This is a genomic window from Cellulophaga baltica 18, assembly GCF_000468615.2.
Classification (GTDB): Bacteria; Bacteroidota; Bacteroidia; order Flavobacteriales; family Flavobacteriaceae; genus Cellulophaga; species Cellulophaga baltica.
This window is the reverse complement of record NZ_CP009976.1, coordinates 4,153,528-4,169,183: the sequence shown is the minus strand read 5'-3', so window position 1 is coordinate 4,169,183 and position 15,656 is coordinate 4,153,528. Positions and strand designations below refer to the sequence as shown.

General features: G+C 33.9%; 16 protein-coding genes. 10 read left to right on the top strand and 6 right to left on the bottom strand.

Annotated features, from left to right (window positions below; all coding sequences use genetic code 11):
- The first annotated feature begins 20 nt into the window (after positions 1–20).
- Entirely contained in the window at positions 21–677 is a 657-nt protein-coding gene (locus M666_RS18010; RefSeq protein ID WP_029445759.1) for a TrmH family RNA methyltransferase, read from the top strand.
- Positions 678–694: 17 nt separating this feature from the next.
- Here the strand turns inward: M666_RS18010 and M666_RS18005 are convergent, their stop codons facing one another.
- From M666_RS18005 to M666_RS17985, 5 genes are all read right to left on the bottom strand, one after another.
- Positions 695–1,519, bottom strand: a complete 825-nt coding sequence (locus tag M666_RS18005; RefSeq protein ID WP_029445760.1) for a metallophosphoesterase — start codon at positions 1,517–1,519, stop codon at positions 695–697.
- Positions 1,520–1,604: 85 nt separating this feature from the next.
- Positions 1,605–3,296 (bottom strand): alpha-amylase family glycosyl hydrolase, encoded by a 1,692-nt coding sequence (locus M666_RS18000; RefSeq protein WP_029445761.1) that lies wholly within the window; start codon positions 3,294–3,296, stop codon positions 1,605–1,607.
- Positions 3,297–3,371: 75 nt separating this feature from the next.
- Positions 3,372–4,157 (bottom strand): carboxypeptidase-like regulatory domain-containing protein, encoded by a 786-nt coding sequence (locus M666_RS17995; RefSeq protein ID WP_024479863.1) that lies wholly within the window; start codon positions 4,155–4,157, stop codon positions 3,372–3,374.
- A gap of 166 nt (positions 4,158–4,323) precedes the next feature.
- A complete protein-coding gene (locus M666_RS17990; RefSeq protein WP_024479864.1) occupies positions 4,324–6,237 on the bottom strand; it encodes a DEAD/DEAH box helicase in 1,914 nt (637 codons plus the stop codon).
- A gap of 213 nt (positions 6,238–6,450) precedes the next feature.
- Positions 6,451–7,029 carry a non-canonical purine NTP diphosphatase gene (locus tag M666_RS17985; protein WP_025614453.1) on the bottom strand — a complete coding sequence of 193 codons (579 nt, stop codon included), beginning with the start codon at positions 7,027–7,029 and terminating at the stop codon, positions 6,451–6,453.
- 57 nt (positions 7,030–7,086) lie between these two features.
- On the opposite strand from M666_RS17985, the gene M666_RS17980 reads away from it, so the two are divergent.
- From M666_RS17980 to M666_RS17955, 6 genes are all read left to right on the top strand, one after another.
- Positions 7,087–7,539, top strand: a complete 453-nt coding sequence (locus M666_RS17980; protein WP_029445762.1) for a methyltransferase family protein — start codon at positions 7,087–7,089, stop codon at positions 7,537–7,539.
- 81 nt (positions 7,540–7,620) lie between these two features.
- Positions 7,621–8,226 (top strand): SatD family protein, encoded by a 606-nt coding sequence (locus M666_RS17975; RefSeq protein ID WP_025614455.1) that lies wholly within the window; start codon positions 7,621–7,623, stop codon positions 8,224–8,226.
- A 1-nt stretch (position 8,227) separates the two neighbouring features.
- A complete protein-coding gene (locus M666_RS17970; protein ID WP_029445763.1) occupies positions 8,228–8,926 on the top strand; it encodes a DUF3307 domain-containing protein in 699 nt (232 codons plus the stop codon).
- Between the two features lie 4 nt (positions 8,927–8,930).
- Positions 8,931–9,716 carry an alpha/beta fold hydrolase gene (locus M666_RS17965; protein WP_029445764.1) on the top strand — a complete coding sequence of 262 codons (786 nt, stop codon included), beginning with the start codon at positions 8,931–8,933 and terminating at the stop codon, positions 9,714–9,716.
- Positions 9,717–9,886: 170 nt separating this feature from the next.
- Positions 9,887–11,779, top strand: coding sequence for a phosphoglycerate dehydrogenase (gene serA, locus M666_RS17960; protein ID WP_025614458.1), 1,893 nt, complete (start codon positions 9,887–9,889; stop codon positions 11,777–11,779).
- Positions 11,780–11,951: 172 nt separating this feature from the next.
- A complete protein-coding gene (locus M666_RS17955; RefSeq protein WP_029448470.1) occupies positions 11,952–12,800 on the top strand; it encodes a type IV pili methyl-accepting chemotaxis transducer N-terminal domain-containing protein in 849 nt (282 codons plus the stop codon).
- A gap of 2 nt (positions 12,801–12,802) precedes the next feature.
- Here M666_RS17955 and rlmH read toward each other — a convergent pair whose 3' ends face one another.
- A complete protein-coding gene (gene rlmH / locus M666_RS17950; protein WP_029445766.1) occupies positions 12,803–13,276 on the bottom strand; it encodes a 23S rRNA (pseudouridine(1915)-N(3))-methyltransferase RlmH in 474 nt (157 codons plus the stop codon).
- Between the two features lie 109 nt (positions 13,277–13,385).
- On the opposite strand from rlmH, the gene nadC reads away from it, so the two are divergent.
- From nadC to M666_RS17935, 3 genes are read left to right on the top strand one after another with little or no spacing between them, the layout of a single operon-like run.
- Complete coding sequence (nadC, locus tag M666_RS17945) at positions 13,386–14,243, top strand: carboxylating nicotinate-nucleotide diphosphorylase (RefSeq protein ID WP_029445767.1); 858 nt, start codon at positions 13,386–13,388, stop codon at positions 14,241–14,243.
- On the top strand, positions 14,244–15,224 hold the full coding sequence (locus M666_RS17940; protein WP_029445768.1) for a YihY/virulence factor BrkB family protein: 981 nt from the start codon (positions 14,244–14,246) through the stop codon (positions 15,222–15,224). It begins immediately after the preceding gene.
- Positions 15,211–15,648 carry a DUF2147 domain-containing protein gene (locus M666_RS17935; protein ID WP_029445769.1) on the top strand — a complete coding sequence of 146 codons (438 nt, stop codon included), beginning with the start codon at positions 15,211–15,213 and terminating at the stop codon, positions 15,646–15,648. Before M666_RS17940 ends, M666_RS17935 begins: the two co-directional genes overlap by 14 nt.
- Positions 15,649–15,656 lie beyond the last annotated feature (8 nt).

Here is a 15,656-nt window from a genome sequence, read left to right as displayed (position 1 = left end):
ATTTTTATTATCTTCGATTTATGATTGATTTAAAACTTTTAAAATATTTAGAAGAATTTATATCTGAAGAACGTAAAGATCGCTTTCTTCAGATCTTGGAAGAACGTACCTATAAAATTACGGTGGCTATTGAAGATGTGTTTCAAATGCACAATACCAGTGCTGTTATTCGTAGTTGCGATATCTTCGGAATTCAGTCTGCCCACCTTATCGAACGTAAGTATGGAGATCAATTGGATGTACAAATAGCTATGGGCGCGCAAAAGTGGGTAGATATACATAGGTATGAAAGTACAAGCACTTGTATAGATGCGTTAAAAAAAGAAGGGTATAAAATAATAGCAACAACGCCGCATAACGATTCCTGTTTGTTAGATGATTTTGAATTTGATAGTAAAACAGCCTTGTTTTTTGGAACAGAAAAAAAAGGTTTAAGTGATGAAGTTTTGGAAAAAGCCGATGGGTTTTTGAAAATACCAATGGTGGGTTTTACGGAGAGCTTAAATATTTCGGTTTCAGCGGCCATCATCTTACAAAGCTTAACTACTAAATTAAAAAAAGAATGCGCTGATTGGCAGCTTACTGACGATGAGAAAATTATTAAGCAGATAGATTGGGCAAAAAAATCGATTAAGAGTATTGATGGGGTCTTATCCCGGTATTCTGAGGACACATGAGTTCAAAATTTAATTTGCTACACATAAAAGATTGATGCTTCTGCTCGGGCAAAAAAACGAATAGGAAGTGCAGTGGTACCTATGCCTTTAGAGACATACATTTTTGTAGTTGTTTTTTGATACCAACCCTTTACATAGTCTCCGCTACCGCCAGGAGTATAAAATGGAATACCAAAAAATGTTATTTGTCCTCCGTGGGTGTGGCCAGATAAGACAACTTTAATTTTTAAGTTCTCTTCACTATTTAGAGCATCAATAACATCTGTATATGCTGGGCAATGGTTGAGTACTATGGTGTCTAATTGTGTATCTATATGATGAATTGCCGTTTTAAAATTAGAAGATCCTCTTAGAAAATCGTCAATACCTATAATGTTTATGACTCTTTTGTCTTTTAAGAAAGCATAGTTTTCATTGATTAGGACAATGCCGTTATACTTTTTAAAAGTAGCTTTAAAAAGTGGCATGGCTACTTTAGCATCATATTCTTTATTTCCAAGGATTGATATTTTAAATATTTCTGGATCAATAAGCTTAAGGAATTGTTCTAAAATATAATAGGTGTTTTTTCTAGAAATAGTATCGCCGGTAAACACTACAATATCTGGTTTTTCGGTATTAATTTTCTCGGCTATGGTTTTATGAAAATACTTGATCTCTTTTAAATGTAAATCAGACAATTGGATTATCTTAATCTTTTGCTTAGCGCCGTCACTTAAATCATGCGTGTTCCAATCTATAATATATTTTTCGATCCAAAAACTATCTAAATAAATAAAGCCAATAAGACCTAAAAATCCTAGAATTAGATTTTTTATGAACACTCTTCTTTTGATATGCATGGTTTGCTAGAAATAAAACTACGCTGCAAAGAAACCCTATTCTATAAAAAGAAAATGCTCATTTAATAAAGTTTTAGTATACTATCTATTCTACCAATTCTAATAGTGCAATATCAAATTCGTTCTCTAGCTCTACCTTACCATTTTTTACAACAACAAAAGTGTCAGAATATGCTTCGTGTAATTTTGTAGCATCACCAAAAAACCCTTTTACGGGTAGGGATTTTTTCCCTTTAGGAAGGTTTAAGCCCACGACAACTTTGTCCTTATACTGGCTATTCGTATACGTTCTTTCAAAAACATATGGAGCCTTAGAAAGTATCTTATGGGTACCAGCACCAACAGCAGGGTGGTTTGCTCTAAATGTACCTAGTTTTTGCCAGTGAGCTAATATTTTTTTTGTTTCAGGAACGCTGTCAATTTCATTCCAATTCATGTAAGAACGTAATGTAGCATCACCTTGGGCGCCTTCTATGGTTAAGTTTCTAGAAGATTCATCACCATAGTACACTTGAGAAGCTCCTGGAGTAAGTAATAATACATTAGCTGCATGGTAGGGGTCCTTACGTTCTTTGTCAAAAGGACTACCATCATCATGTGAGGTTAAATAATTTACGACACTTTTTCCGTATAGTTTAGATTGTAGAAGTGTGTTGTATTTTTTGAAAATAGTCTCATAATCTTTCTTAGCATCGGTCTTAAGTTCAAAATTGATTAAACTTTTAAAACCGGCATTGTAATAATCTACTTTTTTATCGCCAAAATCATATGCTCTGCCACTAGAAATGCCGTAGTTATATACTTCTCCAACCATATAAAAAGGATTGTCATCTAAAACAGCATCTGGGTTTTTTCTTTTCCAAGTATCAAAAGCAATAGAAGCTTGTTTGTAAAGTTCGCTCCAGGCACTTTCGTCTGCATGTTTTACAGTATCTACTCTAAAGCCATCAATGCCAAAATCATTTACATAATCTGTTAACCATTTTGTGATGTAAGCTTTTGAGCTTCTAGAACAACCAGAGCGTTTAAAAAATAAATCTAATTCATCTAACTCAGAGCTTAAACGGCCTTCTTCTTTCCATTTGGCAAGCAAATGATCAGGAAGAGCAACTTCTTCATCACTTTCTGTTTTAATATCTGGTAAGTTGTTAACTAAGGTGCAGGCGGTAGTTGTTTCGTAGTTTTCAAAAGTACAGGTAGGAGATGTACGTACCCATTCTTCTGGCCATACAGGGTCAATTTCTGTAACAGGTCCCGTATGGTTTAAAACTACATCCATCAAAACGCGAATTCCGTTTTTATGCGCAGTTTTTACCATTGTTTCTAAATCATCTCGGGTACCAAAATTTGGGTCTAGTGCCGTCCAATCTTTGGTCCAATACCCGTGGTAACCATAGCTATTTCCAGTGCCTTCATCTGTAGCGCCATGTATTTGTTCTACTACAGGAGTAAACCAAATGGCATTGATTCCTAATTTCGTAAAGTACCCTTCTTCTATTTTTGCGGTAATTCCTTTTAAATCGCCTCCCATGAAACCTCTAAGAACTCCGGTTTCTTCTGTTCTTTCAAAATTGATATCATTAGTGGTATCTCCGTTGTTAAAACGATCGGTAAGTAAAAAATAAATATTAGCGCCCGCCCATACAAATGGTTTTTTCTTAGGGGTGACTATGCTATTTTCTACAGTGCTTGATTGTTCTGGTGAAGGAGTTTTTTTTTCTTCTTTGCAAGAGGTAAAAAGAGCAAATCCTAATAGCAATAGCAGGCCTTTATTCATCATCATTTATTTTTGATAAAGCTATAAAATGATAATGGAAATAGAAAATTTATTTAGAATACAAAGAGCTCAAAATTATTTCTTACGATTTAAAACCTTGTAGTCTTCGTAGCATCCACTTATGGCATCTAAAATCTGTAAATCATTAGCTGTTGCTATGAAAGATTTTGAATAGTTACAATTGTTTAAAATGTCTTCAATGTCTACTTTTTCTATTTGTAGAAGTTCCATTAATGTTTCTCTATCAAACTTAGAAGCCAATAAATCTTTTATGGCATCATCTTCTTTAACTTTTCTAAGCTTTCTCATCTGATTCGGCTTTTTTCCAAATAAATTCCGAAGTAAATCTGCGGGATTGAGAATAGCTCCTAATACTTTAGTTACAGCACTCGGATTCTTTTTTCCGGCTTCATAGCTCGTGTTAAGTCCAGAAATACTATATTGATAAGAGTCATTTAAAGGTAGGTTTTTTACATCAATTTCTAAGTAGCCTGTTAAATCATAAGAGGTAACAATAACCTCTTCTAAAGCGTATGCTAACTCTGTTAAGGTAATTTTGGTATCCTTAAATTTCAACATGTCATTAGTGACGCGTACTTTTTGAGATTTAAAGCCTAAGTAACTAAAATATAAAGTATCATTAGCAGTAGCGCGAATGTTGAATTCCCCTTTTTCATTAGTAATGGTACCTACAACTTGGTTTAAGTTTACCACGTGCACACTTTCCATTAAAGAGCCGTCTTGGGCATTTACCACAATAGCTTTTAAGAATTCATTTTTTTGATTCTCTTCCTCATTTTCTTGAGAAAAGCCAAGAGTGACAAAGGCAAATATAAATAGGTAAATAAGGTTGTTCTTCATCTGAAAAATTTGGTTTTAGGTGTCAGATGTAATTCACTTTAAAAACTGCAATAGTACAGTGTCTTTGATGTTTATTACGTTTGACAAAGAAAGGCCTAAAATACTAAACAAAACAAAAAAATACGCCGAAGCGTATTTTTTAATATGAAATTAACTAAATTTTAGACTAGAAAAAGCCGCTTCTGCGTTTGCTTTTGCTGCCGCTACTAGATTCTCTACTTCCACTACGGGAGCTAGATCTTGAGCTAGAACCAGAGTCAGATGATCTTCTTCTAGATCCTCCGCCTTCAGAAGAACCCCCTCCGTAGCCACCATCTCTAGAAGATGAAGATCTACGTTTTTTGAAGTCGCCTCCGCCGCCACCGCCACCGCGGTTACGATCTCTTCCTCCGCGGCTACCGCCACCACCGCCACTACGGTTACGATCTCTTCCGCCGCGACCTCCGCCACCACCTGGGTTGCTAGAAATCTCAACGTTTACAAATCTACCATCTACCTTAAAGTCTTTAAAAGTCTCTAAAATTTTAGGAGTAATCGCTGCATCGGTATTAAAGAAAGAAAAACTCTCTTTAACGTCTACTTTGAATATATCATCTTGACCTACTTCTAGAGTATCTCTTAAGAAGTCTTTAAGTGACATCCAGTCATATTCGTCTTTTTCTCCAACATTGATAAAGTAACGAACAGAACCACTAGTAGGTATTTCACCACTACCAGTATTGCTACCTCTTTCTTCTCTATCTCCTCGGTCAGAGTTTCCAGAATTTAAATCTCTGGTTTTGTTGTAGTAGTTAAAGAAACGTGTGAACTCTACAGAAACTACTTTCTTGATAAGTTCTTCTCTATCGATATCTTTAAAGACATCGTTGATAGCAGGTAAATATGATTCAACCTCTTCGTTTACTTCAGTATCTTTTATTTTGTTTGCTAAGTGATATAATTGGATCTCACAAATTTCCATTCCAGAAGGAATATTTTTTGTGATGAATTTTTGTCCAATTTTATTCTCGATTGCTTTTATTTTTCTAAGCTCACTTCTGGTAATAATTACCATAGAGATACCAGATTTACCAGCTCTACCTGTTCTACCACTACGGTGCGTATAGGTTTCTATTTCATCTGGCAATTGATAATTAATTACGTGTGTAATGTCATCAACATCAATACCACGTGCCGCAACATCTGTTGCAACTAACATTTGTATTTGTTTTTTACGGAAAGAGCTCATGACCAAATCTCTTTGGTTTTGACTTAAATCTCCATGTAATGCACCAGCATTGTAACCATCTTCAATAAGACTTTCTGCTACTTTTTGTGTATCTCTCTTAGTTCTACAGAAGATTACAGAGAAAATATCAGGATTAGTATCTGCTAATCTTTTTAAGGCAGGGTATCTATCACGACCACTTACTACATAATACTCATGTTGTACTGTTGATGCTCCTGAGTTTTTTGTTCCCACAGTAATTTCTTGTGGACTACGCATAAACTTCTTAGCGATTGTAGCTACTTCTCTTGGCATTGTAGCAGAGAATAACCATGTGCTTTTTTCTTTAGGAGTATCAGAAAGAATTTCTTTAATATCTTCAAAGAATCCCATGTTAAGCATTTCATCAGCTTCATCTAAAACACAATAATCAATTTTAGAGATATCTACTAATCCACGGCTCATCATATCTTTCATACGACCAGGAGTCGCTACGATAATTTGTGCACCACGCTTAATTTGTCTTGCTTGGTCTGTAATGCTAGCACCACCATAGATAGCAACTACATTAATATTTTTTTCGTATTTAGAATACGCTTGCATTTCGTTTGTAATTTGCAAACAAAGCTCACGTGTTGGTGATAGTATTAAACCTTGAGTGGTTCTGCTATCTGCATTTATTTTTTGAATTAATGGGAACCCAAATGCTGCTGTTTTTCCTGTACCTGTTTGGGCAAGGGCTACTAAGTCTGTATCATCACCTAGTAAAATTGGAATTGCTTTTTCTTGTACGTCAGATGGGTTTTCAAAACCCATGTCTGTAATAGCGTCTAAAATAGACTTTTTAAGGCCTAACGCTTCAAATTTTGTCATAATATGTAAATGTTAATCGCAAATATGTCTGTTGCATAGAGCGATTACATTTTATAACCTATTTAGACTCAGCGCAACACATGCTATACCAGCGGCGTTATTTAAAGTTGCAAAGGTACTGCTAATTCATTAGATATTAAATTAAATTTTTAATTGAGTAATTTTGGATGTAAATTATTGATTTGGTGTTGTTTATGATTTATAAAGTTATTATTATTCAAATTTATTTAAATAATCTAGTAACTTTTTCATGGCTTTTCCGCGATGGCTGATGGTGTTTTTGATTTCTACAGGTAATTCGGCAAAAGTTTTGTCATAGCCCTCAGGTTTAAATATAGGGTCATAGCCAAATCCTTTAACGCCACTTTTTATTATGGTGATCTCACCGGGCGCTACTCCGTTAAAAAGTATTTGTTGTCCGTTCAAGTTTAGGGCTATAACCGTTTCAAATTTAGCTTTTCTATTTTCCTTGTTTTCTAAAGCAGCGAGTAGTTTATCCATGTTATCAGTAGCATCTTTTTGTTCTCCTGCGTAGCGTGCGGATAAAACTCCAGGAGCCCCATTTAGGCTTTCAACAAGTAAACCAGTGTCATCTGCAAAACAAGGAAGCTTGTAATTTTGAGTGACATAATCTGCTTTTAGTTTTGCATTTCCTGCTAAGGTATCTGCTGTTTCAGGTATTTCATCAAAGCAGCCAATAGCTTCTAGTGAAAGTATTTTTATATGTTTAGGAACTAATAACTGAACCTCATATACCTTATTTTTGTTGTGCGTTGCAAAAACAATTTCCATTGTAGTATCGTATCATTTAATTCAAAAATAGTATTTTAATCGCTTAATTTTTTTCAAATGCATTTAAAATTACCACCAGTAGTTGTTTGTTTGCTAGCAGCAGTATGTATGTTTGGGCTAGATCGATTTTTACCATTTGGAGAATTTGACTTTACAGGTCGGATTTATTTTATATATCTGTTTTTAATTTTAGGAGGGGCTATAGGAGTTGTTGCTGTTATTCAATTTATAAAAAAACAGACCACTGTTAATCCTACTAAACCAGAAACGGTTTCTAAGTTGGTCATAAATGGTTTGTATCGCTTTACGCGTAATCCTATGTATTTAGGGCTGTTATTGGTGCTTTTAGCTTGGGGAGTATATTTGGGGAATGCTTTTAATACTTTAATCGCTGCCGGTTTTGTATCGTATATGAATAGGTTTCAAATACTGCCAGAGGAAGAAGCGCTTGCTCAAACTTTTGGATCAGAATATGCTGCGTACTTAAAAAATGTTAGAAGATGGTTTTGATATAAGCTATTTGACTTATAATTATAATTATTACGTATTTTGCTTATATTTTAGTATATTAGCGTTTTAACTTATATATGTATGATAGCAGTACTAACAGGAGATATCGTTAATTCAGAACGATATAAGACTTCGGAGTGGATGAGTGTTTTGAAAAAGCAACTGTCAGAAATAGGTGAGGCGCCTAGAGATTGGGATGTGTTTAGAGGAGATGAATTTCAGTTAAAGGTTCCAATAGTAGACGCTTTACGAGTAGCTATTCTTTTAAAGGCTAAAATCAAAATGATCAAAGGCTTAGATGTTCGGATGGGTATTGGCTTAGGAGAGGAAACCTTTGTTGGTTCTAAAATAAGTGAATCTAATGGCAGTGCGTATCATTTTTCAGGTAGAATTTTTGAAACATTAAAAGAACAAAAATTAAAATTAGCTCTAGCTACAGAAGATAAAAAATTAGAGCGCATCTTAAATTTAATACTTAAATTGGCATTAGATTTTATGGATGACTGGAGTGTTGTTTCTGCGGAAATTATTACAATTTCTTTAGAGAACCCAGAATTACAGCAGCAAGAAATTGCGGATCAATTAGGGGTGAAGCAATCTGCCGTAAGTCAAAGACAAAAAAGAGCGAGGTTAGACCTTGTTTTGGAACTATTATCCTTTTATAAGGATGCAATTAAACAGAAATAGTATGATGTTATTTACTAAGCTCTTTTTAGCGCATTTGCTGGGAGATTTTATTTTTCAATCTTCTAAATGGGTAAAAGATAAAGAAGAAAAAAAAGTAAAATCTAAGTATATTTATTACCACACCTTAATTCATTTTGCCTTAACGCTTTTAATTTTATGGGATTTAAAATATTGGAAGATTGCAATAATTATTGCTTTAAGCCACTATTTGATAGATCTTCTGAAACTTTATGTAACCCCTAGTTTTAAAAACAAAAATCTTCCTTTTTTAATAGATCAAGTGTTGCATATAGCAGTATTATATGTTTGTGCATATTATGGAGATTTCTATACGCATACGTTAGCGCTCCTACAGGCAATAGATGTGCGTTTAGTGACGGCATTAGTTTTTGTTAGTTTTCCAACGGCCATACTAATTAGTAAAGTCTTGCAAGGAATGTCAAAATATATAGAAGATGATCATGAGTCATTACCAAATGCAGGAATGTATATTGGCATTATTGAGCGTTTATTTGTAGTGGCGTTTATCATTTTAGGGCGTTGGGAAGTCATTGGTTTTTTAATTGCTGCAAAATCTGTATTTAGATTTAATGACTTAAAGGATAGTAATAATCGAGAGCTAACAGAATACATTTTAATAGGAACATTGTTGAGTTTTGGAATTGCCATTCTAACAGGGGTAATTTATACTGGTGTTTAAAATTATGAAGCGTATCCTGATTTTATTTTTATTGCAAATTTCATTTGGGGTGCAAGCCCAAAAACAATTCTTTATTTCTTTTGATGGAATAGAAATTGCCTACACAGATGAAGGTAAAGGTACGGCAGTAGTATTGGTACACGGTTTTATTAATGACGGAAGTTCTTGGAATGCTACCGTATTAAAAAAAGAACTTTTACAAAAAGGGTATAGAGTTATTGTTCCTGATTTAAGAGGAAACGGATCTTCTGGTAAACCACAGGAGGAAAAATTTTATACAGATGATGCAGAAATAAAAGACTTACAAGGGTTAACATCCTATTTAAAACTTAAGAAATTTACAGTAGTAGGGTATTCTAGAGGTAGTATTATTACCGCTAAATGGCTTACGGTAGATAAGCATATTAAGAAAGCGGTATTAGGGGGTATGGGGATAGACTTTACAGATCCTGACTGGGAGCGTCGCATCCTATTTGCTAATGCATTTGCAGAAGGGGCGGTACTTACGGAGGAAACAAAAGGAGCTGTGGCATATGCAATATCAATAAACGCAGATGTAAAAGCCTTACATTATTTACAGAAGCATCAACCCGTAACTGGCCCTATTGCGCTAGGAGAAATAAAATCCAAAGTCTTGGTTGTTGCAGGAGATGAAGATTTAGAAAATGGAAACCCAAAGGCATTGCATAGCGCAATTCCTAAGAGTGAGTTTGTGTTACTAAAAGGGAATCATAATGATGTTTACAAAACGGATTCTTTTTCTAAGGCCATAATTTCATTTTTAAAATAATAAGCTATTCCGTTGAAGTTTAGAATTGCGATTTTCATAATTTTTAAGGGTTCATAAAAACAATTCTGTATCAAAATGTTACAATTACTAATTCGATAGTAGTTTTAATCTAATTTAAAAGAATCGCAGCAAATAAATTTTTACTTTTGACGCTTAATTTTATTCAAAAAATGGTTGCAACAGGAAGAAAGTATGTATTTGATTTTGATAGTACTTTAACGCGAGTTGAAGCGCTAGATGTTTTGGCGGAAATCACACTCAAAGGCAGGTCCAATAAAGAAGAAATTATTAATGAAATTCAGGAGATTACCAATTTAGGTATTGATGGTGATATTTCATTTACCACATCTTTAGAGCGCAGAATTAAATTGCTACATGCGCATAAAAATGATTTACCGGTTTTGGTGGAAGAATTAAAGACTAAAATTTCAAAATCTATAGAGGCTAATAAGGACTTTTTTAGAGACTATGCGGATGATATTTATGTAATATCTTGTGGATTTAAAGAGTTTATAGACCCTATAGTAAAGGAGTATAACATTCCTTCAGATAGAGTATACGCTAATACATTTGAATTTGATGAAGAAGGTAAAATTGTTGGTTTTGATGAAACCAATGTTTTAGCGATGCATAATGGTAAAATAGATTGCCTAAAAAACATGAATCTTGACGGTGAGGTTCAGGTAATTGGTGATGGTTATAGCGATTATGTAATGAGAGAAGCCGGTATCGCAGATAAATTTTTTGCTTATACCGAAAATGTACACCGAGAAAAAGCTGCAAAAAATGCAGATTATATTACACCTAACCTTGATGAATTTTTATTTGTGAACGATTTACCTAGAAAAATCTCTTATCCTAAAAACAGGATAAAGATGTTATTGTTAGAAAATGTGCATCCAGATGCTTTTAAAAGTCTGTCTGAAGCAGGTTTCTCTGTAGAAACTGTTGGCCATAGTTTAACAGAAGAAGAATTAATAGAAAAAATAAAAGGCGTACATGTACTTGGTATACGTTCTAAGACGCAAGTAACCAAAAATGTACTAGAAGCAGCTAATAAGCTTATGGTTGTGGGAGCTTTTTGCATCGGAACGACGCAAATAGATTTAGATGCCTGTAAGAGCAAAGGGGTTGTTGTGTTCAACGCTCCTTATAGCAATACCCGTTCTGTTGTAGAACTGGCCATTGGAGAGATTATTATGCTGATGCGTAGTGTCTTTACACGTAGTACGGAAATACATCAAGGGCAATGGAATAAAACTGCTGCAAATTCTAGAGAAGTACGTGGTAAGAACTTAGGTATTGTTGGTTACGGAAATATTGGTAAGCAACTCTCAGTTTTGGCAGAAGCTTTAGGAATGCGTGTATATTATTATGATGTTAATGATCAATTAGCGCTAGGTAATGCTATAAAATGTAATACACTAGAAGATTTATTAAACATTTCAGATGTTGTAACCCTTCATATAGATGATAACAAAGCAAACCTTAATTTTATTGGTGAACGAGAAATTAACCAAATGAAAAATGGGGCTATTTTCATCAATTTAGCGCGTGGTTTTGTGGTAGATATCCCTGCGTTAGCAGCTGCATTAAAAAGTGGTAAAATTGCCGGTGCAGCAATAGATGTATTCCCAGAAGAACCAAGAAGTAATGGTGCGTTTGAAACAGAACTTAAAGGTTTAGAAAATGTTATTCTTACACCGCATGTTGGTGGTAGTACAGAGGAAGCTCAAGCAAATATTGCAGATTTTGTGCCAAGTAAAATTATGGATTATATGAATTCTGGAAATACAGTTGATGCTGTAAATTTCCCGAATATTCGTCTGCCAAAGCAAAACAAATCACATCGTTTTTTACATATCCATAAAAACGTTCCTGGCGTTATGGCTAAAGTAAATAAAGTTTTAGCAGAGTATGAATTGAATATCACGGGTCAGTATTTATCTACCGATAATGAAGTGGGCTACGTAATATCTGATGTGAATAAGGAATATAATAAAGATGTTATAAAGGAATTGAAGAAAATAGAAAACACGATTAAATTTAGAGTTCTTTATTAGTCATTTTCGAAATAAAATGGAAGCCCAAGAATTTTTTTCTTGGGCTTTTTTTAGTTTTAAGGACTTAACTATCGCTTCCATGCTGTTTCACAACAATTTGTTGCGCTTGGTGGCGTTATGAAATATCTTGTAGGAAAATTCTATAGTAATTGTCTAGGTATAAATTATTAGTGTGAAAAAATTTTATAAATATTATTTATTAGTTATAACCATCATTGTGTTAACGGTGCTCATTCAGTCTATTATCCAATATTCTTTGAGAAACCAAGAGCGTATGGCTGCGGTTATTAATGTGGCGGGTAAGCAACGTATGCTCAGTCAATTAGTGTTGAAAAATTTTTATGAGTGTAATCATTATGAATGTGATTATTCTGAATTAAAAATAGCCCTTGCTAAATTATACAGAACAGATGAAATCTTAGAAAAAGGAGATGAGAAACTAGGTTTTTATCCTGTTGAAAATACTGAGATCATTGCTGATTTTAAAAAAATGCAACCTCATTTAGAGTATATCTATACGCATTTAAATGATATGGATCATATCGCTGAAGTTCCTGTAGAGGAGCTTACAAGTCATGTAGATGATTTCTTGGAAATTATGGATGGTATTGTTCTTAAATTTCAACAAGAATCGGAAGAAGAGATAAAGACAATTATGATTATTGAGGTAGAATTAGCGGTACTTTCGCTTTTTATTATTCTTTTTGAAATCTTTTATATTGTCAATCCGATTATTAGGAAAACAAGTTCTCAAAATAAAAAGCTTAAAGAAATTTCATGGCATCAATCACATGCCTATGCGTCCCATATGAAGAATATTAAGGACCTTCAGCATGTACTAAAAATAGAGAAAAAAATAGAAAACAAAGAAGATTTAGTCGCTTGCGTAGTAACAGAATTAGACGCGCTGAATGAGGTTTCAGAAAACATGATAAAATCTCTAGAAAGCGATAAGAAAGAGCTTAGCAAGTTAGATACCCTGTTAAATAGGTTAGATGGTTTTTTTAGCAATAAAAAATAATGCTATTGATGGTGATAAGGTTCATTTTTTAAAATGGTAAACGCTCTATATACTTGCTCTACAACAAATAGTCTTATCATTTGATGTGAGAACGTCATTTTCGATAGACTTATTTTTCCTTGTGCTTTACCGTAAACAGCCGCACTAAAGCCATAAGGACCCCCAATAACAAAAACAAGTTGCTTAATGCCTGAATTCATTTTTTTCTGTAAGTAATTAGAGAAATCTACAGAAGTAAACTGTTTTCCATTTTCGTCTAACAAAATAAGCGCATCGGTCGGATTTATTTTTTTTAAAATCGCTTCGCCTTCTTTTTCTTTCTGTTGCGCTTCTGATAAATTTTTGGTGTTTTTGATGTCAGGAATGAGTTCTAATTCAAATTTGACATAATGTTTAAGTCTATTTTCGTATTCGTCAATGAGTTGCGATAAGTTGTTGCTATCTGTTTTGCCGATAGCTAAAAGTTTGATGGTCATAGTGCAAATTTAATTAGAATTTTTACGTTTAATATTATAGAATATAAATTTATAGGGATTCTTCTCTGAGTAAAGTATTTAGTAAATTAGCAAATAAGAAAATGTAGGAATGATTTCAAAAGAGCAATTTAACAAAGAAATAGCATTAATTATAACAAATGCGATCCGTGAAGATGTAGGTGATGGGGACCATAGTTCGCTTGCTTGTATACCTTCAACAGCAACAGGGAAAGCTAAACTATTGGTGAAAGATACCGGAATTATCGCAGGGATAGACTTTGCAAAGCAAGTGTTTAATTACGTAGATAAAGACTTGAAAATAGAGACCCTTTTGCAGGAGGGAGATACTGTGAAGCATGGTGATATTGTGTTTTATGTAGAAGGTAGTTCTCAAAGCATTTTAAAATCAGAACGTTTGGTGTTGAATGCAATGCAACGTATGAGTGCTATTGCCACAAAAACAAATTATTTTGTAAAGCTCTTGGAAGGTACAGGGACTAAAATTTTGGATACCCGAAAAACAACTCCTGGAATTAGAGCCCTAGAAAAATGGGCGGTAAAAATTGGAGGAGGAGAGAACCATAGATTTGCCTTGTATGATATGATTATGTTAAAAGACAATCATATAGATTTTGCGGGGGGCTTAGGGAAAGCTATTGAAAAAACAAAAAATTACTTAAAAGAGACGAATAGGGATCTGAAAATTATTGTAGAAGCAAGAGACTTACATGAGGTTCAGCAAATTCTTGATGCTAAAGGTGTGTATAGAATACTATTGGATAATTTTTCATTTAAAGATACCAAAGCGGCAGTTAAATTAATCGGCAATCAATGTCTCACAGAATCTTCTGGAGGTATAAATGAGCATACTATTCGCGATTATGCGGAATGTGGTGTAAATTATATATCATCAGGAGCATTGACACATTCAGTGTACAATATGGATCTGAGCCTTAAAGCAGTATAAATGTCTGCATTAGAAGAAAAGATAGATAAAATACCGATCGTAAATTGGTTTGCGAGATTACTAAAAAAAGTAAAATTTGCAGCGCTTGAAGGTTTGTCATTGTATGAGCTGATAGAAATGTACTTGTCGGGAATAGTTCAAGGGGCAATGTCAACCAGGGCAAGTGCAATTGCCTTTAGTTTATTTATGGCACTTTTTCCTTTACTGATATTTTTACTGAGTTTATTACCATTCTTAATACCTTATATTCAAATAGATGGTGAAACAAATTTTGAGGCCGATTTTTTGGCCTTTCTTGAATCTTTTTTGCCAACAGCCACGGGAGATTATTTTGAAGAAATTTTTATTCAAATAAAAGATCAAAAAAGAGGAGGCTTACTTTCTTCTACTTTTGTGATTTCTATTTTCTTGGTAGCTAATGGGGTTAATGCCATCTTTGGTGGCTTTGAAAATTCATACCACGTGAATTTAACGCGCAACTTCTTTAGACAATATTTATATGCACTTCTGGTAGGTTTAATCTTATCAATTCTTTTAATCGTTGCGGCAATTTCATTTGTGTATTCCGAGTTTTATATCGTAGAATATGCCAGTGATTTGGTTACTAAGACCTATGGTACTAATTTAGAAGAAACAGATATTATAGGGGTACAGATTGCTAAGGTTTTATTCTTTATTATATTGTCTTATTTAACTACCGCAATACTGTATTATTTTGGAACGGCAGAAGGTAAAAAAGCAAAATTTTTCTCGGCAGGAGCAACAATGACCACTTTGTTGTTTATTTTTACATCGTATCTTTTTGGGGTATATGTGGAGAAATTTGCGAGATATAATGAGTTATACGGTGCTTTAGGAGGTTTATTAATATTAATGGTGTTTATTTGGTTAAATTCTAATATATTGTTGCTAGGTTTTGAACTGAATGCAACAATAAATGCTGTTCGAAATAACATAAACCAAAAGGATGAAACACCATAAGCTATTACTTTTTTTTATAGGTCTTTTTTTAATTAATTTTAGTTACGGTCAATCCATCTTTGATGAATGGAAAACAATTGATGATCGCACTGGGAAACCAAAAGGCGTAATTAAAATCTACAAGAAAGATGGCCAGATGTATGGCGATATTGTAAAGGTATTAGAAGAAGGGAAAGAGAATTTTAAATGCACTAAATGTGAGGGCGATTTAAAAGATGCACCTGTTTTAGGAATGACGATTATAAAAGGAGCAGAAGATGATGGTGATGGAGAATGGAAAGGAAAATATTTATTTGATCCAGAGCAGGCAATGACCTTTCGTTGCAAGATTTGGTTAAATCCAGATAATCCTGATGAGCTTAAAGTTCGAGGGTATTTAGCATTTATTTACCGTACACAAACTTGGATACGTGTAAAAGATTAGAACACCGT